This is a genomic window from Nonomuraea sp. NPDC059007, from assembly GCF_042740555.1.
GTDB lineage: Bacteria > Actinomycetota > Actinomycetes > Streptosporangiales > Streptosporangiaceae > Nonomuraea.
In genome coordinates this window covers 59,609-84,898 of sequence record NZ_JBHYJD010000003.1, presented here as the reverse complement: position 1 = coordinate 84,898, position 25,290 = coordinate 59,609, and the positions used below count along the sequence as shown (strand labels likewise).

27 protein-coding genes and 1 pseudogene are annotated in these 25,290 nt (G+C 73.2%); 14 read left to right on the top strand and 14 right to left on the bottom strand.

Annotation, left to right across the window (positions count from 1 at the left end; all coding sequences use genetic code 11):
• Nucleotides 1-102: 102 nt before the first annotated feature.
• Complete coding sequence (locus tag ACFWY5_RS05725) at nucleotides 103-531, top strand: CBS domain-containing protein (protein ID WP_379612880.1); 429 nt, start codon at nucleotides 103-105, stop codon at nucleotides 529-531.
• Here the strand turns inward: ACFWY5_RS05725 and ACFWY5_RS05720 are convergent.
• Genes ACFWY5_RS05720 through ACFWY5_RS05700 form a run of 5 tightly spaced genes read right to left on the bottom strand, consistent with a single transcriptional unit; the run spans nucleotide 467 to nucleotide 5,459 of the window.
• The gene (locus ACFWY5_RS05720) at nucleotides 467-1,159 is read right to left on the bottom strand and encodes an ABC transporter ATP-binding protein (protein WP_379630649.1); all 693 of its coding nucleotides are present in this window, start codon (nucleotides 1,157-1,159) and stop codon (nucleotides 467-469) included. The genes ACFWY5_RS05725 and ACFWY5_RS05720 overlap by 65 nt on opposite strands.
• Nucleotides 1,143-2,066 (bottom strand): ABC transporter ATP-binding protein, encoded by a 924-nt coding sequence (locus ACFWY5_RS05715; protein WP_379630648.1) that lies wholly within the window; start codon nucleotides 2,064-2,066, stop codon nucleotides 1,143-1,145. The genes ACFWY5_RS05720 and ACFWY5_RS05715 overlap by 17 nt, the downstream gene beginning before the upstream one ends.
• A complete protein-coding gene (locus ACFWY5_RS05710) occupies nucleotides 2,063-2,941 on the bottom strand; it encodes an ABC transporter permease (RefSeq protein ID WP_379612877.1) in 879 nt (292 codons plus the stop codon). The genes ACFWY5_RS05715 and ACFWY5_RS05710 overlap by 4 nt, the downstream gene beginning before the upstream one ends.
• A complete protein-coding gene (locus ACFWY5_RS05705) occupies nucleotides 2,938-3,900 on the bottom strand; it encodes an ABC transporter permease (protein ID WP_379612876.1) in 963 nt (320 codons plus the stop codon). Before ACFWY5_RS05705 ends, ACFWY5_RS05710 begins: the two co-directional genes overlap by 4 nt.
• Complete coding sequence (locus tag ACFWY5_RS05700; RefSeq protein WP_379630647.1) at nucleotides 3,900-5,459, bottom strand: ABC transporter substrate-binding protein; 1,560 nt, start codon at nucleotides 5,457-5,459, stop codon at nucleotides 3,900-3,902. Before ACFWY5_RS05700 ends, ACFWY5_RS05705 begins: the two co-directional genes overlap by 1 nt.
• A 158-nt stretch (nucleotides 5,460-5,617) precedes the next feature.
• Here ACFWY5_RS05700 and ACFWY5_RS05695 point away from each other — a divergent pair, with 158 nt between their 5' ends.
• The 3 genes from ACFWY5_RS05695 to ACFWY5_RS05685 are packed head-to-tail and all read left to right on the top strand — an operon-like array spanning nucleotide 5,618 to nucleotide 8,908.
• Complete coding sequence (locus ACFWY5_RS05695; RefSeq protein WP_379630646.1) at nucleotides 5,618-6,118, top strand: hypothetical protein; 501 nt, start codon at nucleotides 5,618-5,620, stop codon at nucleotides 6,116-6,118.
• Between the two features lie 46 nt (nucleotides 6,119-6,164).
• A complete protein-coding gene (locus ACFWY5_RS05690) occupies nucleotides 6,165-6,959 on the top strand; it encodes a cyclase family protein (RefSeq protein WP_379630645.1) in 795 nt (264 codons plus the stop codon).
• Nucleotides 6,956-8,908, top strand: a complete 1,953-nt coding sequence (locus tag ACFWY5_RS05685) for a thiamine pyrophosphate-binding protein (RefSeq protein ID WP_379630644.1) — start codon at nucleotides 6,956-6,958, stop codon at nucleotides 8,906-8,908. The genes ACFWY5_RS05690 and ACFWY5_RS05685 overlap by 4 nt, the downstream gene beginning before the upstream one ends.
• On the opposite strand, the gene ACFWY5_RS05680 is transcribed toward ACFWY5_RS05685, so the two are convergent.
• The 3 genes from ACFWY5_RS05680 to dhaK are packed head-to-tail and all read right to left on the bottom strand — an operon-like array spanning nucleotide 8,905 to nucleotide 10,873.
• Entirely contained in the window at nucleotides 8,905-9,279 is a 375-nt protein-coding gene (locus ACFWY5_RS05680) for a PTS-dependent dihydroxyacetone kinase phosphotransferase subunit DhaM (RefSeq protein WP_379612871.1), read from the bottom strand. The genes ACFWY5_RS05685 and ACFWY5_RS05680 overlap by 4 nt on opposite strands.
• Complete coding sequence (gene dhaL, locus ACFWY5_RS05675) at nucleotides 9,279-9,893, bottom strand: dihydroxyacetone kinase subunit DhaL (RefSeq protein WP_379630643.1); 615 nt, start codon at nucleotides 9,891-9,893, stop codon at nucleotides 9,279-9,281. Before dhaL ends, ACFWY5_RS05680 begins: the two co-directional genes overlap by 1 nt.
• Nucleotides 9,893-10,873: a dihydroxyacetone kinase subunit DhaK gene (gene dhaK / locus ACFWY5_RS05670; protein WP_379630642.1), complete on the bottom strand. Its 981-nt coding sequence runs from the start codon at nucleotides 10,871-10,873 to the stop codon at nucleotides 9,893-9,895. The genes dhaL and dhaK overlap by 1 nt, the downstream gene beginning before the upstream one ends.
• Nucleotides 10,874-10,928: 55 nt before the next feature.
• Here dhaK and ACFWY5_RS05665 point away from each other — a divergent pair, with 55 nt between their 5' ends.
• Together ACFWY5_RS05665 and ACFWY5_RS05660 are read left to right on the top strand one after the other, a co-directional pair.
• Complete coding sequence (locus tag ACFWY5_RS05665) at nucleotides 10,929-12,113, top strand: cytochrome P450 (RefSeq protein ID WP_379630641.1); 1,185 nt, start codon at nucleotides 10,929-10,931, stop codon at nucleotides 12,111-12,113.
• Nucleotides 12,106-12,852, top strand: a complete 747-nt coding sequence (locus ACFWY5_RS05660; RefSeq protein WP_379612867.1) for a lysophospholipid acyltransferase family protein — start codon at nucleotides 12,106-12,108, stop codon at nucleotides 12,850-12,852. The genes ACFWY5_RS05665 and ACFWY5_RS05660 overlap by 8 nt, the downstream gene beginning before the upstream one ends.
• Here the strand turns inward: ACFWY5_RS05660 and ACFWY5_RS05655 are convergent, their stop codons facing one another.
• Nucleotides 12,853-13,197, bottom strand: a complete 345-nt coding sequence (locus tag ACFWY5_RS05655) for a VOC family protein (protein ID WP_379612866.1) — start codon at nucleotides 13,195-13,197, stop codon at nucleotides 12,853-12,855.
• A gap of 107 nt (nucleotides 13,198-13,304) precedes the next feature.
• Here ACFWY5_RS05655 and ACFWY5_RS05650 point away from each other — a divergent pair, with 107 nt between their 5' ends.
• Complete coding sequence (locus tag ACFWY5_RS05650) at nucleotides 13,305-14,480, top strand: sensor histidine kinase (protein WP_379630640.1); 1,176 nt, start codon at nucleotides 13,305-13,307, stop codon at nucleotides 14,478-14,480.
• On the top strand, nucleotides 14,462-15,160 hold the full coding sequence (locus tag ACFWY5_RS05645; protein ID WP_379630639.1) for a response regulator: 699 nt from the start codon (nucleotides 14,462-14,464) through the stop codon (nucleotides 15,158-15,160). Before ACFWY5_RS05650 ends, ACFWY5_RS05645 begins: the two co-directional genes overlap by 19 nt.
• Before the next feature lie 3 nt (nucleotides 15,161-15,163).
• On the opposite strand, the gene ACFWY5_RS05640 is transcribed toward ACFWY5_RS05645, so the two are convergent.
• Nucleotides 15,164-15,862 carry an RraA family protein gene (locus tag ACFWY5_RS05640; RefSeq protein WP_379630638.1) on the bottom strand — a complete coding sequence of 233 codons (699 nt, stop codon included), beginning with the start codon at nucleotides 15,860-15,862 and terminating at the stop codon, nucleotides 15,164-15,166.
• A 78-nt stretch (nucleotides 15,863-15,940) separates the two neighbouring features.
• On the opposite strand from ACFWY5_RS05640, the pseudogene ACFWY5_RS05635 reads away from it, so the two are divergent.
• A pseudogene (locus ACFWY5_RS05635) lies at nucleotides 15,941-16,075 on the top strand (Ada metal-binding domain-containing protein); the annotation flags it as partial.
• Nucleotides 16,076-16,105: 30 nt separating this feature from the next.
• The gene (locus ACFWY5_RS05630; RefSeq protein WP_379630816.1) at nucleotides 16,106-17,179 is read left to right on the top strand and encodes an AlkA N-terminal domain-containing protein; all 1,074 of its coding nucleotides are present in this window, start codon (nucleotides 16,106-16,108) and stop codon (nucleotides 17,177-17,179) included.
• A 9-nt stretch (nucleotides 17,180-17,188) separates the two neighbouring features.
• On the opposite strand, the gene ACFWY5_RS05625 is transcribed toward ACFWY5_RS05630, so the two are convergent.
• Together ACFWY5_RS05625 and ACFWY5_RS05620 are read right to left on the bottom strand one after the other, a co-directional pair.
• Entirely contained in the window at nucleotides 17,189-17,995 is an 807-nt protein-coding gene (locus ACFWY5_RS05625) for a serine/threonine-protein kinase (protein WP_379612862.1), read from the bottom strand.
• A 640-nt stretch (nucleotides 17,996-18,635) separates the two neighbouring features.
• On the bottom strand, nucleotides 18,636-20,204 hold the full coding sequence (locus ACFWY5_RS05620) for an MFS transporter (RefSeq protein ID WP_379630637.1): 1,569 nt from the start codon (nucleotides 20,202-20,204) through the stop codon (nucleotides 18,636-18,638).
• Between the two features lie 112 nt (nucleotides 20,205-20,316).
• On the opposite strand from ACFWY5_RS05620, the gene ACFWY5_RS05615 reads away from it, so the two are divergent.
• Both ACFWY5_RS05615 and ACFWY5_RS05610 read left to right on the top strand, forming a co-directional pair.
• Nucleotides 20,317-20,856: a winged helix-turn-helix domain-containing protein gene (locus tag ACFWY5_RS05615; protein ID WP_379612992.1), complete on the top strand. Its 540-nt coding sequence runs from the start codon at nucleotides 20,317-20,319 to the stop codon at nucleotides 20,854-20,856.
• Nucleotides 20,857-20,893: 37 nt separating this feature from the next.
• Complete coding sequence (locus ACFWY5_RS05610) at nucleotides 20,894-21,496, top strand: AAA family ATPase (RefSeq protein ID WP_379630636.1); 603 nt, start codon at nucleotides 20,894-20,896, stop codon at nucleotides 21,494-21,496.
• A gap of 6 nt (nucleotides 21,497-21,502) precedes the next feature.
• Here the strand turns inward: ACFWY5_RS05610 and ACFWY5_RS05605 are convergent, their stop codons facing one another.
• Nucleotides 21,503-21,826 carry an ArsR/SmtB family transcription factor gene (locus ACFWY5_RS05605; RefSeq protein WP_379612859.1) on the bottom strand — a complete coding sequence of 108 codons (324 nt, stop codon included), beginning with the start codon at nucleotides 21,824-21,826 and terminating at the stop codon, nucleotides 21,503-21,505.
• Between the two features lie 54 nt (nucleotides 21,827-21,880).
• Nucleotides 21,881-22,447, bottom strand: a complete 567-nt coding sequence (locus ACFWY5_RS05600; protein WP_379612858.1) for a hypothetical protein — start codon at nucleotides 22,445-22,447, stop codon at nucleotides 21,881-21,883.
• Between the two features lie 155 nt (nucleotides 22,448-22,602).
• Here ACFWY5_RS05600 and ACFWY5_RS05595 point away from each other — a divergent pair, with 155 nt between their 5' ends.
• Nucleotides 22,603-24,624, top strand: a complete 2,022-nt coding sequence (locus tag ACFWY5_RS05595; protein ID WP_379630635.1) for a sensor histidine kinase — start codon at nucleotides 22,603-22,605, stop codon at nucleotides 24,622-24,624.
• Complete coding sequence (locus tag ACFWY5_RS05590) at nucleotides 24,621-25,280, top strand: response regulator (RefSeq protein WP_379630634.1); 660 nt, start codon at nucleotides 24,621-24,623, stop codon at nucleotides 25,278-25,280. Before ACFWY5_RS05595 ends, ACFWY5_RS05590 begins: the two co-directional genes overlap by 4 nt.
• Nucleotides 25,281-25,290 lie beyond the last annotated feature (10 nt).

The following is a 25,290-nucleotide window of genomic DNA, read 5'->3' as shown; positions in this document are numbered from 1 at the left end:
GGCGCGGCAAGCCAGCCTACTTGCCGACGGATGAGGGCACGGAGTGCTTAACCCAGGCGTTGAGCGGGGAAAGACCCTCCTACGAGAGCCGAGGTGGTGCAGATGCTCATTGGAACTATCTTGCGCAACAAGGGCAACGACGTGATGACGGTGGCACCCGGAGCCACGGTCAGGGACCTGCTGGCACAGCTCGCCGAACACAACATCGGCGCCGTCGTCGTCTCAGCCGACGGCGAGACGATCGACGGCATCGTCTCGGAACGCGACGTCGTCCGCCGCCTGCACGACCAGGGCGCCGCCGTCCTGGAGGCCGAGGTCGCGACGATCATGACGACGGAGGTCCGCACCGTCGGGCCCAACGCCAACGTCGACGAGCTGCGCCGGATCATGACGACTCACCGCTTCCGCCACATGCCTGTCGTCGACCAGGGCCGCCTGGTCGGCATCGTGAGCATCGGCGACGTGGTCAAGAGCGCGATAGAGGAGCTGGAGACGGAGAAGGCGTCCCTGGTGGACTACCTGCACCGGTGAGCTCGGCCCGGCTGTCGGCCCAGCGGTCCAGCAGGACCTCGTCGTGGCTGATGGCCAGCACGCCGGCTCCCGTCCTGTCGCGGTAGGCGTTGACCACCGCGACCAGATGAGCCTGCGTGGAAGCGTCCAGCATCGTGGTCATCTCATCACAGATCAGGTAGCCGGGATCCAGCGTCAGCGCCCGCGCCAGGCAGGCCCGCTGCAGCTGGCCGTCCGACACCTCGTGCGGGCGGCGGGTCAGCAGGTCGCCGGTCAGCCCCACCTCGGCGGCCAGCGCGCTCACCCGCGACTCGTCGGTACGCCCCATGGCCGCCAGCGGCTCGGCGACGATCTCGCGCAGCCGCAGCTTCGGATCCACCGCCAGCCGGGGCTGCTGGTAGAGCAGCGCCACCCGGGTACGCAGCTCGCGCGGCGCCCGCTGCCGCCAGCTACGCACCGGCGTGCCGTCCACGCTCAGCGCGCCGCCCGCCGGGCGCAGCATCATCGCCAGCACCCTGGCCAGCGTCGACTTGCCGCAGCCGCTCGGGCCGCCCAGCCCCACCACCTCGCCGGGCGGCAGGTCGAACGAGACCCGGTCCAGGACCGTCCGCCGGCCGTACCTCACGGTGATCTCATGCGCGCGCAACATGTCCGGCCCTCCAGCAGGCGACGCCGTCCTCCAGCGCGGGGACGGTACGGCAGGCGTCGGCGGCCCGCGGGCAGCGGGGCGCGAACGCGCAGCCGTCGGGCAGAGCGGTCAGCTCGGGCGGCAGCCCGGCAATCGGGACGAACGCCCGGTCGGGCTGCGCGTCGACCAGCCCGGCCGTGTAGGGGTGGCGCGGACGTTCCAGGATCTGCTCGGCGGGGCCGGCCTCGACCAGGCGGCTGGCGTACATGACCGCGATGTCGTCGGCCACCCGCTCGGCCGCGCGCAGGTCGTGCGTGATCAGCAGCACCGCGCGGCCCTCGTCACACAGCTCGCGCAGCGCGTCCATGGCCCGCTCCACCAGGGGGCGGTCCAGGCCGGTCGTGGGCTCGTCGGCCAGCAGCAGCCCGGGGTCGCCGGCCAGCGCGATCGCGTTGGCGACCCGCTGGGCCATCCCGCCGGACAGCTCGTGCGGGTAGCGGTCGAGGTCCCTGGCACTCAGGCCGAAGCGCTCGGCCAGCTCGTCGGCGGTGTGCCGGGCGCCGAGCTCCCTGCATGCCTCGGCGAGCTGCGCCCGCGCGGTCCGCACGGGGGTCAGGTGCGTGGCCGGGCTCTGCGGGATCAGCCCGATCATGCGCCCGCGCACCCTTTTCGCCAGTACGGCCGGCGCCGCCGACAGCAGGTCGAGCGGCTCGCCTCCGGCGTGGAGACGGGCGGAGCCGGTGATGGTGGCGTTGGCCGGCAGCAGGCCCAGCAGCGCGTGCGCGAGCACGGACTTGCCGCAGCCCGACTCACCGACCAGGGCCAGGCAGCGGCCGGGTCGTACCTCGAAGGAGGCCTCTGTGACGGCCCGCACCACCGCGCCCGGGACGCGGAAGCGGACCGACAGGCCGGACACGTCGAGCTTCACAGCGACAGCTCCGATCGGGTGCGCGGGTTGAGACGGTCGCGCCAGTGCTGGGTGAGCACCGAGACCGCCAGCGTCGGCACGAGGATGAACAGGCCGGGCGCGAAGCTCGACCACCAGTCGCCCGACAGCAGCGAGCGCTGGCCGTCGTTGATCATGTTGCCCAGCGAGGCCAGATGCGGCGGCAGGCCCAGGCCCAGGAAGCTGAGCGCGGTCTCGTGCCAGATCGCGTGCGGCACCATCAGCACGGTGGCCAGCAGCAGGTGCGGCGCCAGGTGGGGCAGCAGGTGCCGCCTGACCACCCGGGCGCGGCTCGCGCCCCCGGAGATCGCCGCCTCCACGAACGGGCGCTCGCGCAGCGACAGCACCTCCGAGCGCACGATCCGCGCGGCGGTCGTCCAGTGGGTCACGCCCACCGAGACGATCACCGCGTACGGGCTCGGCGCGAACATCGCCACGATGAAGATGCCGAGCAGCAGATGGGGCAGCGCGGAGAAGCCGTCCACCACCCGCATGAGCAGGCGGTCGGGCAGACCCCCGAGACTGCCCGCCGCCAGTCCGAGCAGGCCGCCGATGACCATGCTGACCAGCGCGGCCACCAGACCGACCAGGAACGAGACGCGCAGGCCGTACAGCGAGCGCAGCAGCACGTCGCGGCCCATCTCGTCGGTACCGAGCGGGTGCGTGAGCGACGGCGCCAGGCCCGCCGAGCGCAGGTCGACCAGTTGCTGGTCGAGCTGGACGATCGGCGGCACCACCAGCACGGCCAGCGCGAGCACGCCCAGCGTGATCGCGGCCGCCCACACGCCCTTGCGGCGGACCTTCACCACCGCCACGTCCGCCGTCGTGTCCGCCGCCGCCATGTTCGCCGTGCTCATGAAGTCGCCACCCTCGGGTCGGCCAGCCGGTAGGCCAGGTCGGCCACGAGGTTGCCGGTCAGCACCGCGACGGTGCCGAGCAGCGTCAGCACCGCCAGCAGCGGGAAGTCCACCGCCAGCGCCGCCTGCACCGAGGTCGAGGCCACCCCCGGCCAGGAGAAGACGGTCTCCACCAGGATCGCGCCGGTGACCAGCTCGGGGATGCGGGCGCCCAGCAGCGTCAGGAACGGCAGCAGCGCCGAGCGCAGCGCGTGCCGGATCAGCACCGTGCGTTCCTTGAGCCCGCGGGCCCTGGCGCCGGTGACGAAGTCCTCGCGCAGGGTGCCGATCACCGACTCGCGCACGTACAGCACCAGCCACGACGACTGCGAGACCGCCAGCACCGTCACCGGCAGCACCATGTGCCTGGCCACGTCGAGCGGGTCCACGGTGGTCGAGGCGGCGTCGGTGAGGCCGCCCGCCGGCAGCCAGCCGAGCTTGACGGAGAAGACGTAGACGACCAGCAGCGCCAGCCAGAACACCGGCGCGGACTCGTTGGCGAACGCGGCGCCGGTGATCACCCGGTCCAGGGCGCCGCCCTGCCGCCAGGCGGCCAGCGTGCCCACGACCAGGCTGCCGGCCAGCATGAGCACGATCGCCGAGCCGGTCGCCAGCAGCGTCCACGGCAGGCGCTCGGTCACCACGTCCAGGACCGGGCGGTGGAAGGAGCGCGACTCGCCCAGGTCGCCCTGGACGAGGTTGCCGAGCCAGGTGGCGTACTGCTCCATGATCGGCCGGTCGAGCGCCCAGTTGGCCCGGATCTGGGCGACGACCTCGGGAGAGGTGGTCATCGCCCGATCACCCAGATACTGCCGGACCGGGTCGAACGGCGAGGCGCTGGCCAGCGCGAACATCCCGATCGTGACCATGATCAGGACGGGCACGGCGAACGCCAGCCGCCACAGGACGAGGCGGAGCATCAGGCGCCGGGCTTCCAGGTGTGGATGTCACGGAACAGCCCGCCGGTCGCGTGCTCGTGGGCGTCGACGCTCTGCTGAATGCCCTGGTAGGAGCCGCGCACCACGTAGACGTGCTTGAGGAAGGCCAGGTAGGTCCAGGCCTCGTCCTCGCGGATGAGCTTCTGGAACTCGTCGTAGGCCTGCTTGCGCACCGCCGGGTCGGCCGACTCGCGGCCCTTCTCCAGGAGCTTGTCCACGGCCGGGTTGTCGTAGTGGCCGGGGTTGAAGAAGCCCTTGCCCGCCTGGGAGGAGTGGAACAGGTCGTAGTTGATGTAGTCGGGGTCGTACGGCGAGCCGTACCCCATCATGAGGGCGTCCTGGGCCATGCGGGGCTCGATGGCGTCCCAGTCGAGGCCGGCCAGCTTCACCTCGATGCCCGCCTTCTTGGCGTCGGAGGCGGCGGCCAGGGAGAGCTCCTTGCGCAGCGAGTCGCCGGCCGGGTACATGAGCGTGAAGCTCGCCTTGGTGCCGCCCTTGGCGCGGATGCCGTCGGCGCCGGGCTTCCATCCGGCGTCGTCGAGCAGCTTCGAGGCCTGCGGGAGGTCGGCGGCCGGGTTGCCGGTGATCTCCTTGTTGTGCCAGGCGATGTCGTGCGGCACCGGGCCGAAGGCGGGCTCGCCGGCGCCGGCGAGGATGGAGTCGACCATCGCCTGCCGGTCCACGGCCAGGCTGAACGCCTTCCTGATCGCCTTGTCGCCGGTCACCGCGGGCTTCGACGGGAACATGATGCCCCGGTAGTCCGCGCTGTGCTGCTTATACACGGTCAGGCCCTGCTGGCCCTCGAAGCGCTTGGCCGCCTTCGGCGGGAGCACGGTCGCGTCGAACTCGCCGGCCGCCAGGCGCGTGGAACGCACGTTGTCGTCCGGGGCGAAGGCGACCACGACCTTCTTGATCGCCGGGGCGCCGCCCCAGTACTTCTCGTTGGCGGCCAGCGAGATCTTGTCGCCGGGGGTCCACTGGGTGAAGGTGTACGGGCCGGTGCCCACGGGCTTGGCCGGGTCGATGCCGCCGTCGGGCACGATGCCGAGCGTGGTGCGCTGGGTGAGCGGCGCGTAGGGGTACTTGAGCGTGAACTCGACCGTCCTGGCGTCCGGCGCGGCGACCTTGTCGATGGCCGCGTAGTCGCCGGAGATCGGGGAGCTCGCCTTGGGGTCCAGGACGGTGGTGTAGGTGTAGACGACGTCCTTGCTGGTGAGAGCGCGGCCGTCGTGGAAGGTGACGCCGTCGCGCAGCTTGAAGGTGACCTTCTTGCCGTCGGGCGAGGTGACCGGGGGCTCGGCCGCCAGCGCCGGCTTCAGCGAGAGGTCGGGGGACCTGGACATGAGGCCGTCGAACATCAGCGAGCCGCCGTCGGCCGCGTAGCCGAGGATCGGGCTGAGGTTCTCGAACTCCGAGCTGATGCCGATGACGAAGGTGTCGTCGCCCTTGTTCTGGGCGCCTGGCTGTGCCGGGCCGGCCGGCGCGGAACAGGCGGTGAACGCGGCGATGGACAGCACGGCGGCGGGCCGGGCCAGCCTCATGGGGAACCTCCGGGGAAGGGTAGGACTCCGGCGAGCATAATCTGCACCTGCGAACTTGTCGCAATAAGGGGGGTTGTTACGGGGTAGGTGAGGCGTGGGAGTCTTGTCCGGTGACGTACGGGCCTCCCGAACCACCCCGCGCGACGAGCAGTCCGTCGGTGATCCTTCTCGTCGCGGGACTGACGGCCGCGCTGGGGTTCCTGATCGGGTACTTCGCCGGGCTGGGCGAGGGGGAGCCGATCACCTCGCCGGGGCCGACGGTGACGGTCACGATGGACGAGCCGTTACCGGACGAGAGCGCCCCGCCCTCTGCTCAGCCCTCCTCTCAGGTTTCTGCTCAGCCGTCGGGTCTGCCCTCGTCGCTGCCGTCCGGTCTGCCCTCGGGGCTGCCCTCGGGGCTGCCTTCCGGGCTGACGTCCGGGCTCGCGGGCGGGACCAAGACGCTGGCCGTCCCGCAGGAGATGCAGCCCGGCACCTACCGCACCACCGGCCCCGCGCCCGGCCAGGGCACCTGCTACTGGGCCCGCCTCAAGGGCGTCAGCGGGATCGGCGACGTGATCGCCGCCGACATGGTCACCGGCCCCGCCACCGTCACCATCCAGCCGGCCGACAAGGCGTTCCAGACCGGCGGCTGCGCCGACTGGGTCAGGGCATCCTGAACCCTCGGCGGGGGAATCTACAACCAAACGTCCCGAGGAGGATGCCATGTCCGTACTGCGCAGCCTGGTGGAGTCCGTCCGCAGCGGCGCGATCGAGGTCGTCGACCTGACCGCGCCGCTGTCGTCCGAGACCCCGATCCTGCAGCTGCCCGAGCCGTTCGGGAACACCATCCCCTTCCGGCTGGAGGAGATCAGCCGCTACGACGACCGCGGCCCCGCCTGGTACTGGAACGACATCCACACCGGAGAGCACACCGGAACCCACTTCGACGCCCCCGTCCACTGGGTGAGCGGGCGCGACGGCCACGACGTCGCCCAGGTGCCGGCCGGTCACCTGCTCGCGCCCGCCGTCGTACTCGACGTGGCCGCCGAGGCGGAGAAGGACCCCGACTTCCTGCTGCGGGTCGAGCACGTCCAGGAGTGGGAGCGGGCCAACGGCGCGCTGCCCGAGGGCGGCTGGCTGCTGTACCGCACCGGCTGGGACGCCCGCTCCCACGACCAGGCCGCCTTCCTCAACGCCGACGAGACCGGCCCGCACAGCCCCGGCATCTCCGTCGAGTGCGCCCGCTGGCTGGCCGAGCAGACGCCCATCCTCGGCGTCGGCGTCGAGACCGTCGGCACCGACGCCGGCGCCGCCCACTCCTTCGACCCCCCGTTCCCCTGCCACTCCTTCCTGCTCGGCGCCGGCAAGTACGGCCTCACCCAGCTCCGCAACCTCGACCGCCTGCCCGTCACCGGCGCCGTCGTCCTGGCCCCGCCGCTGCCGATCGTGGGCGGCTCCGGCAGCCCCGTGCGCGTCCTGGCGCTGGTCGAGCATGCCGCCCCCGAGGCCGCGCGGTGATCGTCGCGGAGGCCGTCGGGCGGCTGCTGGCCGCCGCGGGGGTGGACACCGCGTTCGGGGTGGTCGGCAGCGGCAACTTCCACCTCACCAATGCCCTGGTACGGCACGGCGCCCGCTTCGTCGCCGCCCGGCACGAGGGCGGCGCCGCCACCATGGCCGACGCCTACTCCCGCATGAGCGGCCGGGCCGCCGTGCTCTCGGTCCACCAGGGCCCCGGCCTCACGAACGCGATGACCGGCATCGCCGAGGCCGCCAAGAGCCGCACACCCCTGCTCGTCCTGGCCGCCGACGTCACCGAGCCGCACTCCAACTTCCACCTCGACCAGGCGGCGCTGGCCAGGGCGGTGGGGGCGGTGCCGATGCGGCTGACCTGCGCGCAGGACGCGCTGGAGGCGTTGCGGGTGGCCCGCGAGGACCGGCGCACGGTCGTCCTGAGCCTCCCGCTGGACATCCAGTCCACCCCGGCCCCGGACTGGCCCACCCTGGAACCCCTCGTCACCCAGGCCCACACGGCCCCCCTTCCGCCCGGCCCGCACCCCCTTTCCTCCAGCACGGACATGCCTTCCCCCGGCCCGGACATGCCTTCCCCCGGCCCGGGCACGCCGTCCCCGGTGCCGGACGGGCCCTCACCCCAGCAGGGCGTGCTCTCACCGGCGGAGGAGACCGGTGCGGCGGGGTTGGGCGCGGGTTCGCCCTGGGCTGCCGGGGCCGAGGCGCTTGGCGGCGGCCGTGGGGCTCATGAGGAGCTTTCCGGCGTGCCGGAAGCGGATCGCGGGGCCGGGCCTGGGGTGGGGGAGTTGGCGCGGTTGCTGGGAGAGGCTCGGCGGCCGGTGTTCGTGGCCGGGCGGGGTGCGCGGCACGCGCAGCGGGAGCTGGAGGATCTGGCCGACCTGACCGGCGCGCTGCTCGCCACCTCCGCCGTGGCCAAGGGCCTGTTCCGCGGCAGCCCGTGGGACCTGGACGTCAGCGGCGGCTTCAGCACCCCGCTGACCGCCGAGCTCATCAGCGGCGCCGACCTCGTGGTCGCCTGGGGCTGCGCGCTCAACATGTGGACCACCCGGCACGGCTCCCTGATCTCCCCGGGCACCCGCGTCGCCCAGGTTGACCTCGAACACCCGGTCGCCGCCCGCCACGTCCCGGTGGATCTGCCGGTGACCGGCGAGGTCGCCCAGGTGGCCACCGCCGTGCGGGAACTCCTGCCCACTCCGCCGGAGGGCCCGCCCGCCGGACATAGCTCGCCCGCCGGACATCGCCCGCCCGCCGAGTCTCGCTCCCCCGCCGGGTATCGCCTGCCCGCCGGGTATCGCTCGGCCGAGCTGGCCGGGCGGATCGTGGCGGAAGGGCGGTGGCGGGCGGTGCCGTTTGAGGACGAGACGGGGGGAGGGCGCATCGATCCGCGGACCCTCACCGTCGCCCTGGACGACATCCTCCCGGCCGAGCGCGTCGTCGCCCCTGATTCCGGAAATTTCATGGGATATCCGTCAATGTGGATGGATGTCCCGGATGAGCGGGGCTTCTGCTTCACCCAAGCTTTCCAGTCGATCGGGCTCGGGCTGGCCACGGCGATAGGCGCCGCGCTGGCCCTGCCCGACCGGCTGCCCGTCGCCGCCCTCGGGGACGGCGGCGCGCTCATGGGCATCTCCGAGCTCGAAACCGTCGCCCGGCTCGGCCTGCCCATGGTGATCGTGGTCTACGACGACGAGGCGTACGGCGCGGAAGTCCACCACTTCACGGGCCAGCCGCACGACACCGTGACCTTCCCGCCCACCGACCTCGCGGCCGTCGCGCGGGCCCTGGGCATGGCCGCCGTCACGGTCACCGAAACCGCCGACCTGCGAGCCGTGTCCGACTGGCTGGACGGCCCCAGGGACCGCGCGATCCTCGTCCACGCGAAGATCACGAGAGAGCGGCCGTCCTGGTGGCTGGAGGAGGCGTTCAAAGGCCACTAGCCCTTGCGGAACGTGCGCGCCTCCTCGGCCGCGGCCACCACCTGGGCCAGCGGCGCCCCCGCGCCCGAGGTGACGGCGGCGGCCACCGCGCCCTCCACGAACGGCACGTCGGCCAGCACCACCCGCCCCGGATCCACCAGCAGCCGGGCGGTCAGCACCGAACTGCCCAGATCCGGGATGAGCACCACCCCGTCGCCCTGCTCGACCGCGCCGACGGCGGCCTCGATCAGGTCGAAGCTGGTACCGAGCCCGCCGCCGTCCGTCCCGCCCGCCGCGGCCATCGGCACCTGCTCGCCCGCGATGCCGCGCGCCAGCGCCACCGCCTCGGCGGCCAGCCCGGCGCTGTGCGAGACCAGCACGATGCCCACCATCACGCCTCCCCGCCCGCCGTGACCAGCGCGCCCACGATCAGCGCGGACGAGGCCGCGCCCGGGTCCTCGTGTCCCGCGCTGCGCTCGCCCAGATAGCTCGCCCGCCCCTTGCGCGCGACCAGCGGCACCGTCGCCAGCGCGCCCGCCCGCGCCGCCTCCGCCGCCCGCTCGAACGCCGCGCGCGGCTCCGCCCCATCCCGTACGGCTCCCGCCAGCGCCCTGGCCGCGGGCCCGAGCGCGTCCAGCATCGTCTTGTCCCCTTCCACGGCCTTGCCGAGCCGCGCCACCTCCTCCACCCCCGCCTGGAAGGCCGCCGCGAACTCGGCCAGGGTGAACGACTCGCCGAGCGCCTTGCCCATGGCCCGCAGCAGGGAGCCGTAGAGCGGCCCCGAGGCCCCGCCGACCTTCCTGATCAGCGTCACCCCGGCCACGGCCAGCGGCTGGCCGGGTTCGCCCGCCGCCAGGGCCTGCCGTACCTCGGAGAAGCCGCGGTCGAGGTTGGCTCCGTGGTCGGCGTCGCCGATCGCGGCGTCGAGGTCGGTCAGCCGTTCGCGCTCCGCCGTGACCGCCAGCGCGGCGGCCTCCAGCCACGCGGCGCAGAACGCGGCGTCCATCAGCGGCCCCATCGCAGTCCCGGCGTCTCGACCGGCGCGTCCCACAGCCGGGTCAGCTCGTCGTCCAGCCGGCACACGGTGACCGAGAAGCCCTGCATGTCCAGGCTCGTCACGTAGTTGCCGACCAGCGAGCGCGCCACCCGCGCGCCCTTCGCCCGTACGTACGCCTCCACCTCGGCGAAGACCACGTAGAGCTCGATCAGCGGCGTCCCGCCCATGCCGTTGACCATGACGAGCAGGTCGCCGTAGAGGGGCAGGTCGCCGTGGACGGCGTCCATCGCGACCTCGGCCAGCTCCCGCGCGGGGGCGTGCGGGACCCGGCGGCGGCCCGGCTCGCCGTGGATGCCGATGCCCAGCTCCACCTGGTCGTCGGGCAGGTCGAACGTCGGCTTGCCGGCCGCGGGCGTCGTGCACGAGGTCAGCGCGATGCCGAACGAGCGGCTGCGCCCGTCCACCTCGGCCGCCACCCTGGCCACCTGGGCCAGCGGCGCGCCCTGCTCGGCCAGCGCCCCGGCCATCTTCTCCACGAACAACGTGGCGCCGGTGCCGCGCCGGCCGGCGGTGTACAGCGAGTCCTGGACCGCCACGTCGTCGTCGACCAGCACGGCGGCCACCTCGACGCCCTCGGTCAGGTCGGCGGCCAGCTCGAAGTTGAGCGTGTCGCCGGTGTAGTTCTTGACGATGTGGAGCACGCCGGCGCCGCCGTCGACGGCCCGCGTGGCGGCGATGATCTGGTCGGGCACCGGTGAGGTGAAGACCTCTCCTGGACAGGCCGCGTCGAGCATGCCGTACCCGACGAAACCGGCGTGCAGGGGCTCGTGCCCCGAGCCGCCGCCGGAGACCAGCCCGACCTTGCTCGCGCGCGGCCCCGCCGCGCGGTAGACGACCTGGTCGGCCACCCGCAGCGACGGATGCGCTGCCGCCATGCCCTTCAGCGCGTCGCCGACCACGTCGCCGGGCGAATTGATGAGCTTCTTCATGGTCACTAACCAATGCCCGTTCTCACCGGAGAGCAAGCGGAATAGCGTGGTCCGGGTGGAGCTTGTCTACAGTCCTTACGATCCCGCGGTCATCGAGGACCCGTTCCCGGTCTACGCCAGGATGCGCCGCGAGGCGCCGCTCTACCGCAACGACGCGCTCGGCTTCTGGGCGCTGTCCCGGCACGCCGACGTCGCCGCCGCGCTGCCCGACAGCGACCTGTACTCCAGCGACCACGGGCCCATGATCGATCCCGGCGCGTGGGGGCCGAAGGCGCGTACCTACCTGTCGTTCGTCGCCATGGACCCGCCCGACCACACCCGGATGCGGGCGATCGTGGCCCGCGGCTTCACCCAGCGCCGCGTCGCCGCCCTCGAACCCATGGTCAGGCGGATGGCCCGCGCGTACGTGGCCGCCGCGGTGGACAAGGGGAGCTTCGACTTCGCCACGGAGCTGTCGGCCCGCCTCCCGCTCGACGTCATCTCCGAGCTCATCGGCGTGCCGCCCGCCGACCGGGCCGAGATCCGCGGCCGCTCCGACGCCCTGCTCCGCTACGACCCGGACGGCGAGATGGGCGAGGACGGGCTCAAGAGCATCATCGGGCTCGGCGACTACTACCTCTCCATCGTCACCGAGCGCCGCGCGTCGCCGCGTGACGACCTCGTCTCCGTCCTCGTCGCCGACGACGAGCTGAGCGACGGGGAGATCGTCGCCTTCCTCATGCTCCTGATCGGCGCGGGCGCGGAGACGACCACCCACCTGCTCAACGCCGCCTGGTACCACGCCTGGCGCCACCCCGCGCAGCGCGCCGCCGCGTTCGCGGGCGCGATCGGGGAATGGGCCGCCGAGACGCTGCGCTACGACACCCCCGCGCACGGCATCGCCCGCCGCCTCACCAGGCAGATCGAGCTGTACGGCGAGCGTCTCCCGCCCGGCGCCAAGATCTGGCTCCTCATCGGCTCGGCCAACCGCGACGAGAGCGCCTTCCCCGAGGCCGGCGCCTACGACCTGACCCGCGACACCTCCCGCGCGATCAGCTTCGGCGCCGGCCGCCACCACTGTCTCGGCGCCGCCCTGGCCAGGCTCGAAGCCCGCGTCACGCTGGAAGAACTCGTCCAGGCCGTGGAGCCGGGCTACGACGTGGACCCGTCCGGAATCCGGCGCGCCAGCCACGGCAACGTCCGGGGAATGGTCACTCTCCCGACCACCGTCCAACCTAGGCTACGGTTCGGGCATGGCTGAGATCGTGTACCCGCCGGTGATCGCGCTGGCGCGGACCCTCTTCAAGGTGATGGACTACCGCTTCCACATGGAGGGGACCGAGCACGTGCCGAGGACGGGCGGCGCGGTGCTGGTCAGCAACCACATCAGCTATCTCGACTTCATCTTCGCCGGGTTCGGGGCGCTGCCGTCCAAGCGGCTGGTGCGGTTCATGGCCAAGCAGGACGTCTTCGACCACAAGATCTCCGGGCCGTTGATGCGCGGCATGAAGCACATCCCGGTCGACCGGGGCGCCGGCGCGGGCAGTTACGCCACCGCGTTGCGCATGCTGAAGGCGGGCGAGGTCGTCGGCGTCTTCGCCGAGGCCACGATCAGCCGTTCGTTCACCGTCAAGGAGATCAAGAGCGGCGCCATCCGGATGGCCCAGGCCACCAACGTGCCCCTGATCCCGGTCGCCCTCTGGGGCAGCCAGCGGCTGTGGACCAAGGGCCGCTCCAAGCAGCTGACCCAGCGGCACGTGCCCATCAGCATCCTGGTGGGGGAGCCGATGCACCCCAAGCGCGGCGAGAACGTCAACGAGCACACCGCCACCCTGCAGACCCGCCTGACGGAGCTGGTCGACCGGGCGCAGCGCACGTACCCGGAGATCCCGCAGGGCGTCTGGTGGCAGCCCGCGCACCTCGGCGGCACCGCGCCGACGCCCGAGGAGGCGGCGGCCATGGACGCCGAGGAGGCCGAGCTGCGCGCCAAGAAGGACTGATCAGGGGCTGACGAGGCAGAACTCGTTGCCCTCCGGGTCGGCCATCGTCTGGAAGGCGCCCACCGCGTCCACCTGGAGTTCGCCGACGGCGCGCCCGCCCAGCGCGAGCACCGCCCGCGCGGCCCCGGCGGGGGAGGCGACGGCCAGGTCCAGGTGGAGGCGGTTCTTGACCGTCTTTCCCTCGGGCACCCGCTGGAAGGCCAGGCGCAGCCCGTCCGGCGGATGGACCGACGACCAGCCGGCGTCGCGGTGCACGGGCTCCGCGCCGAGGACGGCGGCCCAGAACTCGGCCAGGCGGGCCGGGTCGGCGCAGTCGAGGACGAGCTGGCTCTGACGGGCGATCACGCCGCACACCCTATCTCCCCCAGAAGGCGGATCTTCCCGGCGCCCGCGCATCTTAGGTTGCCTCCGGTCCAGTCGCCGCCCGGGGCTCGTTTACGCTGGCCAGACCGATGACGACCCTACGCCAGCTCCTCGCCGCGCACCCGCGCGCCGCCGACACGCTGTTCGCCTGCGCGGTGACGCTGCTCGGCGTGCTGCTGCGGCTGAGCGAGGGCCTGCCGGGCGATCCGGCGACCGCCGCGACGCTGCTGGCGCTGATCCTGGCCCAGGGACTGCCGCTGGTGTGGCGGCGTAGCCACCCGTGGCCGGTGATGGCCGTGGCCGGTCTGGCCTACGTGGTGTACGAGCTGGCCGATCCGGTCGTCGGCTACAACGACGGGGTGTTCGTGGCCCTCGCCGGGTACGCGGTGGCCCGCTACGCCCGGCCGCCGGGCAGCGCGGCGATGATCGTGGTGGTGACGGCCGCGGTGCTGGGGCCCGAGGTGCTGCGGCCGGTGCTGGGAAGGCCCGCGCCGCCGGGACTGTCGCTCGGGCCGCTGGAGTGGGTGCTCGTGGGGAGCCTGGCGTGGGGATTGTGGCTGCTGGGCAGTGCGCAGCGGCGCGTACGGGATGATGCCCGGCGCCTGCGCGAGCTCACCGACCGGCTGCGCGCGGAACAGGAGCTCAGCGCCCGCCGCGCGGTCACGGCCGAGCGCGCCCGCGTCGCCCGCGACCTGCACGACCTGGTCGCCCACCACGTCAGCGCGATCGCCATGCAGGCGCGCGCCAGCGCCGAGGCACTTCCCGGCGATCCCGGCGTGCGCGCGATCGGCTCGGCCGCCGACACCGCGCTGGAGGAGATGCGCCGCCTGCTGGGCCTGCTCGCCGACGGCGGCCCCGGCGACACCGGGCCGAGCGCCTCCCTCGGCCACCTCGACCGGCTGGCCGCCGCCGCGGAGTCGGCCGGCTGCCGGGTCGAGCTCACGTTCACCGGCCGGGAGGCGGCCCCGGTGCCGCAGGCCGCGCAGGTCTCGGCCTACCGCATCGTCCAGGAGGCCCTCACGAACGTCCTGAAGCACGCCGGCCCCGTGGCCGTCCGCGTCGACGTGCGCCAAACCCCCGGCGGCCTGTCCGTCGTGGTCGCCAACGGCCCGCCCGCGCCCGGCCACAGCCCGCTGCCCGGCTCCGGTCTCGGCCTCATCGGCATGCGCGAGCGCGCCGCCCTCTTCGACGGCGACCTGCGCGCCGGCCCGCACCACGGCGGCTGGCGCGTCGAGGCCAGGCTGCGATGGGCGGCACCGGGATGATCCGCGTGCTGATCGCCGACGACCAGGCACTGGTCCGCGCCGCGCTCAAGGCCATGCTGGTACGGCGGGCCGACCTCGACGTCGTCGGCGAGGCGGCCGACGGCAGGCAGGCCGTGGCCATGGCCGCCGGCCTGTGCCCCGACGTCATCGTCATGGACGTGCGCATGCCCGGCCTGACCGGCGTCGAGGCCACCGCAAGCATCCTGTCCGGCTGGCCGCACCGCGACCGGCCGCGCCCGCGCGTGCTGGTCCTGACCACGTTCGACCTCGACGAGTACGTGCACGCCGCCCTGCGCGCCGGAGCCGGCGGCTTCATGCTGAAGAACTCCTCGCCCGAGCAGCTCGCCGAGGCGATCAGGGTGGTCGCGGCCGGTGACTCCATGCTGGCCCCGAGCGTGACCAGGCGGCTGATCGGCGCGTTCGCCGCGGTGCCCGCCGCCCTCCTGGACCCGCCGGAACGCCCCCGGGCGCCAGGACCGCTCACCCGGCGCGAGCTGGACGTCCTGATCCTGGTGGCCAAGGGCCTGTCCAACGCCCAGATCGCCGCCGAACTCGACCTGTCCGAGGCCGGGGTGAAGAGCCGTGTCAACCGCATCCTGACGAGGCTCGGGCTGGAGAACCGGGTCCAGGCCGCGATCTTCGCCTATGACAGCGGCCTGCTGCGGCTGCCCGGCGGGTGAGGATCACTCCTCGATGGCGCCGCCCACCGCGCGCAGGTACTCGCGGAAGGTGAGGCCGGGTGCGGCCCGCCGTTCGGCCAGATAGTCGCCGAACCGCAACTGCTCGCGCAGGGAGCGGCCGGCGCGGATGCGGTCGGCCTGCGCGCGTTCGGCGTCTCGGATCCCCTCCGCCAGGCCGAGCACCTCCGCGGCCCGCTCGGCCGGCACGAACAGCACGCCGTCCTCGTCGCCCGCCACGAGGTCGCCGCGTCCCACCGTCCATTCGCCCACGCGGGCGCTGCCGAGCGCGTCGGCGGGCCGCGGGTCCAGCCGCAGCGGGCCGGTCGGCAGCGCGCCCATGCTGAACACCGGCAGCCCGATCGCCCTGATGTCCGCGGTGTCCCGGTGCAGGCCCCAGATGACGACCCCGGCCACGCCGGCCGCCCGCGCCTCCAGCACGGCCAGGTCGCCGACGCAGGCCTCGTCGGTGCGGCCGTCGTTGTCGACCACGAGGACGTCGCCCGGTTCTGCCGACTCGTACGCCTCCAGGAACACGTCGACGCTGCCGGCATGCCGGGCGGGCAGGACGCGTCCGATCACGCGGGAGCCGGGGACCACGGCGCGTACCGCCGAGGGCGCGCAGCGGACCTGGACTCCGGCGCGGATGCACCCGTCGGCCAGGTGCGCGGTGGTCAGGGTCGCGAACCGCTCAAGATCCTGCATGCTCCGACCTTACTTGGCCGTCTTGCGCGCGTCCGGATATGTCCTGCCTTGGGGTGGGGGGTGGCGTAGACATGGGGTATGACGGTGTATTCGGCGGTGGTGACGACGGGGATCTACTGTCGTCCTGGGTGTGGGTCGCGGCCGTTGGCGGAGAATATCCGGCTTTATGGGCATGCTGGGGCGGCGGAGGCGGATGGGTTCCGGGCGTGCCTGCGATGCCGGCCGTACCGGGTGGCGGGGCCGGTGTCGGCGGACGTGCCCCGGCTGGTGTGCGCCGCCTGGCAACTGATCATCTCCGGTGTTCTGGACGGCGGGACCGAGGCGGTGCTGGCCGAGCGGGTGGGCGTGTCGTCGCGGCATCTGCGCCGGTTGTTCCTGAAACATCTGGGGGCCAGTCCTGACCAGCTCGCGCGGTCGCGGCGGGCCCACTTCGCCCGACGGCTCCTGGACGACACCGATCTCACCGTGCTGGACATCGCCTTCGCGTCGGGGTTCGGGAGCCTGCGGCAGTTCAACAGGACCATGCGGGAGATCTTCCACGCCGCGCCCGGCGAACTGCGTGAACGCAGGCACCGGGCCGATCGGCTGGTCGCGGATGGCGGGCTGGCGCTGCGGCTGCCGGTTCTGCCGGGGTACGACTGGCCGGCCGTCCGGTCCTACCTGGGGGCTCGGGCCATCCCGGGGGTGGAGGAGGTGCGCGACGGTGCGTACCGGCGGACCGTGAGCCTGGACGGGGCGCCCGGCGTGCTCGAAGTGCGGGCCGGGAGCGATCCCGGCCACCTGGTGCTGACCGCGCACCTGCCCTACTGGGAGGGGCTCATCCACGTCGTGGACCAGGTCGGCCGGCTGCTGGGCCTCGACACCGATCCGGCGCCCGGGGCCGCCGCGCTGGGGGCTGATCCCGTTCTGGGGCCTTTGGTGGCGTCCCGTCCGGGGCTGACGGTTCCCGGCGCGTGGAGTCCGCTGGAGATCGTTGTGGCGGGCGTGGCGGGTGACGGGCTCGCGACCTTGGTGCGCGGCCTGGGTACGGCCGTGCCCGGGTTGCCCGGCGGGCTGACCCATGTCTTCCCCGATGCCGCGGCGCTCACGGAGGCCAACCTGGAGGCGCTGGGGCTGCCGGTCGAACTCGCCAAGGCGGCCACCGTCACCTCTCAGGCTGGTTCCGGCCTGGCCTTCCGGAGCGGAGATTCCGAGGCGTGGCCCGCGTCCGACCCCGGACTGCGCGCCGCCGTGGCCGAGCTGTTCCCCGGAGGCGTCGACCCCGAGCGGTGGCGGCCCTGGCAGGCGCTGGCCGCCATGCACCTGATCACCCGCTGAACCGGGTCGTCAGATGGCGGCCTGGAAGCTGCTCGCCCGCACGCCCGCCAGCAGACCGGCCGTGTGCTCGTTGGTGAAGCGGCGGGCCGGGTCGTGGTGCAGCAGGCCCTCCAGCAGCGGGCGGAGGATTCCGGCGCGGCGGGGGGTCGGGAAGCTGCCGGTACGGGCCATGGCGAGGACGGTCGCGGCGTCCTGGCCCGGGTAGGGCGGCTGGCCCTCCAGGGCGCTGTACAGGGTCGCGCCGAAGGACCACATGTCGGCCTCTTTGGTGGCGGCGCCGCCGTACAGGCGTTCGGGAGCCATGAACGCGGGCGTGCCGCGCAGGCGGCGGGACGTCGTCGTGCGGATGTCGCCCTCGGCCGTCGCGATGCCGAAGTCCGTGAGCACCACCCGGTCGCCGGTGAGCATCACGTTCGCCGGTTTGATGTCGCGATGCAGAACGCCCGCCTGGTGCGCGGTACGCAGGGCGGCGAGCAGGTGCTGCCCGATCGCGGCGACGCTCTGGGCGGGCAGCGTGCCCACCTGGGAGAGAAGCTGGTGCAGGGAGAGGCCGTCGAGGTACTCCATGACGATCCAGAGCTTGCCGCTCTTCTCGATCAGGTCGTGGACCGTGACGATGTTGGGGTGCGTCAGTCCGGCGGCCATGCGGGCTTCCCGCAGCACTCGCCTGCGCACCACCTCGGCCTCACCGGCCAGCGTCAGCTCCTTGAGGGCAACCTCTCGATGGAGGAGCTGATCGAAGGCCCGCCAGACGACTCCCATACCCCCACGACCGGCCTCCTCGCTGAGGAGGTACCGTCCGCCGATCTCCCGCATGCCATCCCCTCGTTGCTCCGGGGCAATCATGTCATCTCAGCGCAAGCCATAGGGTACCTAACGTGATCTGGTTATGTCGGGAATAGTCAAGGTCCAGCTCAACGCCCCGGAAATTAGATCCCCACCCCTGCACGCGACCGGCCCCCAGAGCCTCGCAACTCGGCACCCCACCCCCCAAACCTCTACCCACAAGCACTTAACGCCGTTCTCCCGCGCCCGTCACCCGCCCGCGCTCAACGCCGTTCCTCACGTCTGCCACCCGCCCGCGCTCAACGCCGTTCCTCACGTCTGCCACCCGCCCGCGCTCAACGCCGTTCCCCGCGTCTGCCACCCGCCCGCGCTCAACGCCGTTCCCCACGCGCTGCTCGCCGCCACCCCTGCCGTGCCGCCGCCGCGGTCTTCGCCACGAGGTCTCGCCGCAGAGACCGTTCCGACGCCGTGCCGGCATCTGCGCTGTGGCGCTTGCTGTGCCGTCACCACGCGGTCCGGCGTGACGCCGATGGCCTCGCCTTGTGAGGCGTCGGCCAGCGTGTCAGCGGCGATCCTGGTGGCGCCTCTTCCAGGGTTGTCGACCACTGCGCTCGTTGGTGTCCTGCGCGCTGGCGAGGGGCGAGGGGCGAGGGGCGAGGGGCGAGGGGGATTAGGGGTGGGGGGTTGAGGGGGTGAAGGCGGGGATCGCGCGGGAGATCAGGGCTACGGCGGCCAGGCAGATGGCTAGCGAGGCGATGAAGACCGATAGAAGGCCCCAGGCCTCGCCCATCAGGCCGGCCACTCCGGCGCCGATCGGCATGCCGCCCATACCTATCAGTCGGTAGGCGGAGTTGACGCGGCCGAGCAGGCCGTCGGGGATGATCCGCTGGCGGGTCGAGATGACGATCACGTTGGACCAGGTGTTGGTGGCGCCCCACAGGATCGCCACGGGGAACAGTACGGCCGGGTGCGGCGCCAGGATGGGGGCCGCCAGTAGCAGGCTGCTGACCAGCCAGGAACCCACCAGCATCCGTCCCTCGCCACCCCATCGGATCACGCGGTCGCTCACGAACGAACCTCCCACGGCGCCGACGGCGAAGGCGGTCATCATGAGGCCGTACGCGGCGGGCGAGAGCTCCATGCGCGATCCCGGGCCGACGACCCACAGCACGAACACGGCGAAGAAGGCGGCGTTGCCGAGGTTCAGCATCCCGCTGCAGACCGCCAGCAACCTCAGGAACCGGTGCGCCCACAGGTACCGCAGGCCCTCGCCGATGTCACCCACCAGACTCCGCCGGTACGGCCCCGCCCCACCGTCCACCCCCGATCCGGACGCCTCAGAGCCTCCGGCCGCCCCGGAACCCAAGGCACCGGCGCCCTCCGGATCGGGCGCGATGCGTGCGGGCGGTCCGGAGACGGCCCGGTCCGGGGTGGTGTGTGCGGGCGATCCGGAGGTGGCCGGATCGGGGGTGGTGTGTGCGGGTGATCCGGGGACGGCCGGGTCCGGGGTGGCATGTCCGGGCGTGCGGGTCGGGTTCGGAGTGGTGTGTGCGGGTGCGCTGGGACGGGTGGCGGTGTGTGCGCGCGAGCCAGGCCCGGAGGCGGACACCGCGTCGTGGGTGGTGAGGGCGGACGAGGCGGCGGCTGGTGTGGTGGTTTCCGTGGTGGGGGCGGGGGTGGGGCGGTAGGTGCCTTGCATGCCCAGCAGCAACAGCCCGGCGAAGCCGTACAGGATGCCGGGGGTGCCGAGGATGGCGGGTGGGATAAGGGCGACCAGGACGCCGGCCAGCGGCGAGCCGATGAAGTCGTTGCCGACCGTCTGGGCGCCTACGATGCGGCCGTTCGCCCAGGCCAGGCGGTCGGGCGGGACGGTCATCGGCAGGACCGACTGGGCGGAGGTGTCGGCGAAGACCTCGGCCATGCCGGAGAGGAGGACGGCGGCCAGCAGGATCCCGAGCGACAACGTGCCGGACCAGGCGAAGGCGGCGACGGCCACCAGCAGGGCGGCGCGGAAGGCGTTGGCGAGGACCATGATGCGCCGCCGGTCCTGGCGGTCGGCCACGGCCCCGGCCGGCAGGGCGAGCAGGAGCCAGGGCAGGGTGGTGGCGACGCCGGCGAGCGCGACCTCGGCCGGGGAGCGGGTCAACGTGACGGCCAGCAGGGGGGTGCCGACCTTGAGCACGCCGTCGGCGAGGTTCGACAGCGCCGATGACGACCACAGAAATCCGAACGAACGCATCACGGCTCCGCTAGTGTGTAAAGAAAACTGTGCATGTGTTTCTTTGCAAAGATAGGTTTGCACACTCATGGCGGGCAAGCGCTTTTCCAAGAGGACCCTCGACGTGAACGCCATGAAGTCGTTCGCTCACCCCCTGCGACTGCGGCTGTTCGAACTGCTGGAGGAGCTCGGCCCCTCCACCGCCACCCAGCTGTCAGGCCGCGTCGGCGAGAACACCGGCTCCACCAGCTACCACCTGCGCGAACTGGCCAGGCACGGGATGATCGAGGTCGCGGAGGGGATGGGGAAGGGCAAGGAGAAGTACTGGCGGGTGACCCCCGGCGGCTTCGGCTACGGCACGCCCGAGGACGCCGCCGACAGCGAGACGCTCGGCGTCATCCGCGTCCTCCTCCAGGACCTGGTGCGGCAGCGCGGCGCCGAACTCGAACGCTGGCTCGCCGAGGAACCCGAAACCCCCAGGGAGTGGGTGGAGGCCAGCGGCCTGTCCCGCCGTTCACTGAGGCTGACGACCGAGGAGAGCATCGCCATGCGCGACGCCGTCATGGAGGTGATCGAGCCCTACCGCGTGGTGTCGGACGAGCGCGGGCCCGGCCATCCGGGCACCGCCCGGGTCATCGTCCACTTCGACGTCTTTCCCACGGGGGCCGGGTAGAGTGTGCGCCGACGTTCACGCCATAACGGGAGGCCGCGTGGTATCCAACGAGGCTCTCCGTTATCCGCCGGGCTCGCTCGTGATCTTCACCGGGCTGCCGGGTGCCGGCAAGAGCACCCTGCTGACCCGCCTGTACGGCCTGACCGGCGACGAGCACGAGCCCGTGGCCATCGGCCAGGTCCGGGTGATCGACTCGCGCCAGTCGCGTAACCGGTGGGGGCGCAGGCTGTCGTGGGCGCCCAAGCCGGTGCGCACGTTCGTGGTCTACGTCGGGCACGTGTCGCGCATCGGGCGCGAACTGTCCGCCGGGCACTCCGTGGTCGCGCACAACCGGGGCGCCTGGCCGCACGTCCTGCACGGGTTCGCGTGGCTGGCCAGGCGGCGCGGCCGGCCGTTCCATCTGATCCTGCTGGACGTGGACCCGCGCACGGCGCTGGAGGGGCAGCACGCGCGCGGCCGGGTGGTGCCGGCCGCGACGTTCGACCGGCACAGCCGCCGCTGGCGGCGGCTGCTCACCCAGGTCCGCGCCGGTTCGCCGGGGCCGGCGGCGAGCGCGACGGTGCTGGACCGCGCGGCGGCCGACGCCCTGCGCGCCCTGGTGTTCGAGGACGTCCCGACGGTGGTGGACACCGGCTCGTAGCCGTGTTCAGTCGTGCCGGGGGATGCCGGAGACCTCGTGGTCGGCGTGGAACAGCGCTTCGTGGATCAGCGCGCGCACGTGGGCGTCGCGGGCCCGGTAGAGGACCCGGCGGCCGTCCCTGCGGGTCTCCACCAGGCCCGCCAGGCGGAGTTTCGCCAGGTGCTGCGAGACCGACGGCCGGGGCACGCCGACCGACTCGGCCAGCGACCCGACGTCGTACTCGCCCGATGACAGCAGCCACATGAGCCGGAGCCGCGTGCCGTCGCTGAGCATGCGGAACGCCTCGACGGCCGCCTTCACCTGCTCGGCGTTCGGGTCGGGTGCGCGCATGACTCCCTATGGTCCCCGTGGGCCCGGCCCCTGGCAAACCCGCGCGCCGTCCGCTCAGCGCCTGGCCATCAGCAGGCCGATGACGCCGTAGGTGCCGATCAGCCAGGCGGCGCTGACGTACGTGGACACCGCCGGACCGCCGAGGATCTGGGCCGCCATCGTCACCGGGAACCACAGCCCGGCCAGCAGGGGCAGCCACCGCAGCGGCCCTTCGACCCGCCCGGCGGCGGCGATCGTGATCCCCAGCGCCAGCATCCCGAGCATGCTCAGCGGCCACGCGGCGTCCAGGATCTGCATCCAGAGCGGGAACTCGTCGTGGGTGGCGTAGCCGAAGGACAGGACGTTGAGCAGGAACGCGGCGGGCAGCAGCACGAGCAGGCCGAGGGGGACGACCCGGCCGAGACGCTCGCCGGTGGCCCGCGTCGTCCAGACCCGCCACACGAACGCCCAGACGCCCGCCACGAACATCATCCCCGTGACGGTGTCGAGCGTCTGGACGCCCTCCTGGATCTTCTCGCCCACGACGACCGTGCCGGCGGCCCACGCCGCAGCGCCGGCGGAGAGCAGCGCCCCCGCGAGCCGGCCGCCCTCCGCCCTGGCCGAAGTGCTGTGGGTGATCATGGGTGCCTCCTGAAGGTCGATGAGGCACCCACGCTCTCCCGCCGCCGTCCCGGGCCACCAGAGCACGAGGTCCCGGTCTGAGCGGGGCAGATGTCCCGGTCCGGGAGGGATACCGGTCCCCTGTCACGGGTGTCCTGCTGTGTCACGCTGGAACGGTGTTCTGGTACCCCCTGCCCAGAGCCGCCGCCACCGCCGTGGCCGTGCTCTCCGCCGCCGGCGTCCTCGCCGCCACCTGCCTGGACCTTCTCTCCGGTACGGCCCCGCGCCCCGAACCCCTCGACTGGTCGATCTGGTCGTCCACGATCCCGGCTCTGGCCCTGGCCGGGGCCGGACTGGTGCTGTCCAGCCGCCTGCCCCGGCACCCGATGACCTGGCTGCTGCTCGGCAGCGCGCTCGTGGCGAGCCTGAACGGGCTCGGCGCCGCCTACGCCGTGCTGTCCTCGCAGACGTACGGCGGGCGGCTCCCGCTGACCGCCGCCGCCCTGTTCACCGGCGCCCGCCTGGGCCCGCTGCTGAACCTGGTGACCCCGCTGGTCCTGCTGTACTTCCCCGACGGCCGCCTGCCCACCCGCCGCTGGCGGCCCGCGGCATGGGCGACGCTGACCTCGGCGGGGCTCGCGGTGGCGGTCTTCGTCACGGTCCCCTGGCGCCTGGTCACGGACACCGCGCGACAGGGCGCCCCGTGGCCGGGGGTCGATCTGCCGGTTCCGTTCCTGCCGGACCAGGTGTGGCTGTCGGTGCTGCCGGCCGTACCCGCGCTGCTGGCGCTGAGCACGGTGGTGCCCGTGGTGGCGTTCGTGCGCCGCTTCCGCGGCTCGGCAGGCGTGCTGCGGGCTCAGCTGCGCTGGATGGCGCTGGCCGCGGTGCTGAACGGCGTGCTGATCGTGCTGCCCCTCGCGGTGGACGGCATCCCGCAGGACCTGACGTTCGTCGCGTCGCTCCTGGCCGTCGCGGGCGCCGTGCTGGTCGCCGTCGGCCGCTACCGGCTCTACGACATCGACCCGCTGCTCGGCTGGACCATCCTGTACGGCGGGCTGGCCGTGGCGGTGGTGGCCGTCGACGTCCCCATCTTCGTGGGCCTGGGCGCGCTGATCGACGAGCCGGTGGCCGCCGTGCTGGCCGCCACGGTGGTCGCCGTCGCCTACGCCCCGGTCCGCGACCGGGCACGCCGCTGGGTGAACCGGATGCTCACCGGCAGGGCGGAGCCGTACGAGGTGGTGTCGGCGCTGGCCGAGCGGCTGGAGGAGGCGAGCGGGCCGGGCGGGCCGCTGCCGGAGGCCGCGCGGGCGGTGTCGCGGGCGTTCGGCTCGCCGTACGTGAGGGTGGAGCTCGACGGGCAGGACGGCGGCACGCTCACGGCCGAGTACGGCGAGCCGCGCGCGGACGTGCTCGTGCTGCCGATCACCTACCGCGGCGAGCGGATCGGCCGCCTGGCGCTGGTGCCGCGCGGCCGGCTGGCAGAGGCGGACCAGCGGCTGCTGGCCGACGTCGTACGTCAGACGGCCGCGGCGGTGCGGGCGGTGGCGCTCACCGAGGAGCTGCGGCTCAGCCGCGGGCGGCTGGTCACCGGCGTGGCGGAGGAACGCCGCAGGCTGCGCAGGGACCTGCACGACGGGCTCGGCCCGGCCATGGCCGCCGCGGCGCTGAAGGTGGAGGCGGCCCGCAACCTGCTGGACCGCGATCCGCGGGCGGCGGGGGAGGTGCTCGGTCAGGTGCGGGGCGATCTGGGCACGGTCATCGAGGACGTCAGGCGGCTCGTGCACAACCTGCTGCCGCCCGCCCTGGACCGCTGGGGCCTGGCGGAGGCGCTGAAGCGGGAGGCGGAGCGCTTCCGCGGCGGCGGCCTGGACGTGCGCGTACGGGTGGACGCCGACCTGGGCGAGCTGCCCGCCGCGACGGAGGTCGCCGCCTACCGCATCGTGTGCGAGGCTCTGGTGAACGTCGCCAGGCACGCGGCGGCCCGTACCTGCGAGATCCGCCTGAGCACGGCGGAGGGCGAGCTGGAGGTCGAGGTGGTCGACGACGGCCGGGGCGTGGGTCCCGAGATCGCGCCGGGCGTGGGGCTGGCCGCCATGCGGGAGCGGGCGCGCGAGCTGGGCGGCCGGTGCGCGGTCACGCCCGGCGCGGGCGGCGGCACGCGGATCCACGCGGTCCTGCCGTCGGGCTGGGCCGGATGAGCGTACCGAGGGTCGTGCTGGCCGACGACCATCCCGTCTACCGCGACGGGCTGCGCATGATGCTCGACTCGACCGGGCGGGCCGAGGTGGTCGGCACCGCGGCCGACGGGCTGGGGGCTGTCGAGCTGGCCGTGCGGCTGCGGCCGGACGTGGTCGTGCTCGACCTGCAGATGCCCGGCATGGACGGCATCCGCGCCACCGAGCGGATCGTGGCCGAGGTGCCGGAGGCCGGCGTGCTGGTGCTGAGCATGCACGAGGACGACGACACCGTGCTGGCGGCGATGGTCGCCGGTGCCCGCGGCTACCTGCTCAAGGGCGCCGACCAGGGCGAGATCCTGCGGGCCATCACCGCGGTCGCGGGCGGGGAGGTGATCTTCGGGCAGGCGCTGGCGGCCCGGGTGAGCGGGTTCTTCGCCCGGCTGGCGCGGGGAGAGGCGCCGGGGGCGAGGCCGTTCCCGCACCTGACCGCGCGTGAGCGTGAGGTGCTGGAGCTGATCGCGGCCGGCCGCTCGAACGGCGAGATCGCCGAGCGCCTCCATCTGTCGCCGAAGACCGTGCGCAACAACGTCTCCAACATCTTCGCCAAGCTCCAGGTGGCCGACCGGGCGCAGGCGATCGTCCGGGCGCGCGAGGCGGGGCTGGGGCGCGGCGGGTGAGGCAGTAGGT

What these genes read in the sequence shown, in the direction of transcription:
- ACFWY5_RS05660 (WP_379612867.1), top strand. Translation starts at nt 12,106, where the DNA reads ATGGCTGAGATCGTGTACCCGCCGGTGATCGCGCTGGCGCGGACCCTC.
- ACFWY5_RS05615 (WP_379612992.1), top strand. Translation starts at nt 20,317, where the DNA reads ATGAAGTCGTTCGCTCACCCCCTGCGACTGCGGCTGTTCGAACTGCTG.
- ACFWY5_RS05650 (WP_379630640.1), top strand. Translation starts at nt 13,305, where the DNA reads ATGACGACCCTACGCCAGCTCCTCGCCGCGCACCCGCGCGCCGCCGAC.
- ACFWY5_RS05705 (WP_379612876.1), bottom strand. Translation starts at nt 3,900, where the DNA reads ATGCTCCGCCTCGTCCTGTGGCGGCTGGCGTTCGCCGTGCCCGTCCTG.
- ACFWY5_RS05725 (WP_379612880.1), top strand. Translation starts at nt 103, where the DNA reads ATGCTCATTGGAACTATCTTGCGCAACAAGGGCAACGACGTGATGACG.
- ACFWY5_RS05640 (WP_379630638.1), bottom strand. Translation starts at nt 15,862, where the DNA reads ATGCAGGATCTTGAGCGGTTCGCGACCCTGACCACCGCGCACCTGGCC.
- ACFWY5_RS05700 (WP_379630647.1), bottom strand. Translation starts at nt 5,459, where the DNA reads ATGAGGCTGGCCCGGCCCGCCGCCGTGCTGTCCATCGCCGCGTTCACC.
- ACFWY5_RS05590 (WP_379630634.1), top strand. Translation starts at nt 24,621, where the DNA reads ATGAGCGTACCGAGGGTCGTGCTGGCCGACGACCATCCCGTCTACCGC.
- dhaK (WP_379630642.1), bottom strand. Translation starts at nt 10,873, where the DNA reads ATGAAGAAGCTCATCAATTCGCCCGGCGACGTGGTCGGCGACGCGCTG.
- ACFWY5_RS05625 (WP_379612862.1), bottom strand. Translation starts at nt 17,995, where the DNA reads ATGCGGGAGATCGGCGGACGGTACCTCCTCAGCGAGGAGGCCGGTCGT.
- ACFWY5_RS05720 (WP_379630649.1), bottom strand. Translation starts at nt 1,159, where the DNA reads ATGTTGCGCGCGCATGAGATCACCGTGAGGTACGGCCGGCGGACGGTC.
- ACFWY5_RS05600 (WP_379612858.1), bottom strand. Translation starts at nt 22,447, where the DNA reads ATGATCACCCACAGCACTTCGGCCAGGGCGGAGGGCGGCCGGCTCGCG.
- ACFWY5_RS05710 (WP_379612877.1), bottom strand. Translation starts at nt 2,941, where the DNA reads ATGAGCACGGCGAACATGGCGGCGGCGGACACGACGGCGGACGTGGCG.
- ACFWY5_RS05645 (WP_379630639.1), top strand. Translation starts at nt 14,462, where the DNA reads ATGGGCGGCACCGGGATGATCCGCGTGCTGATCGCCGACGACCAGGCA.
- ACFWY5_RS05605 (WP_379612859.1), bottom strand. Translation starts at nt 21,826, where the DNA reads ATGCGCGCACCCGACCCGAACGCCGAGCAGGTGAAGGCGGCCGTCGAG.
- ACFWY5_RS05690 (WP_379630645.1), top strand. Translation starts at nt 6,165, where the DNA reads ATGTCCGTACTGCGCAGCCTGGTGGAGTCCGTCCGCAGCGGCGCGATC.
- ACFWY5_RS05620 (WP_379630637.1), bottom strand. Translation starts at nt 20,204, where the DNA reads ATGCGTTCGTTCGGATTTCTGTGGTCGTCATCGGCGCTGTCGAACCTC.
- ACFWY5_RS05680 (WP_379612871.1), bottom strand. Translation starts at nt 9,279, where the DNA reads ATGGTGGGCATCGTGCTGGTCTCGCACAGCGCCGGGCTGGCCGCCGAG.
- dhaL (WP_379630643.1), bottom strand. Translation starts at nt 9,893, where the DNA reads ATGGACGCCGCGTTCTGCGCCGCGTGGCTGGAGGCCGCCGCGCTGGCG.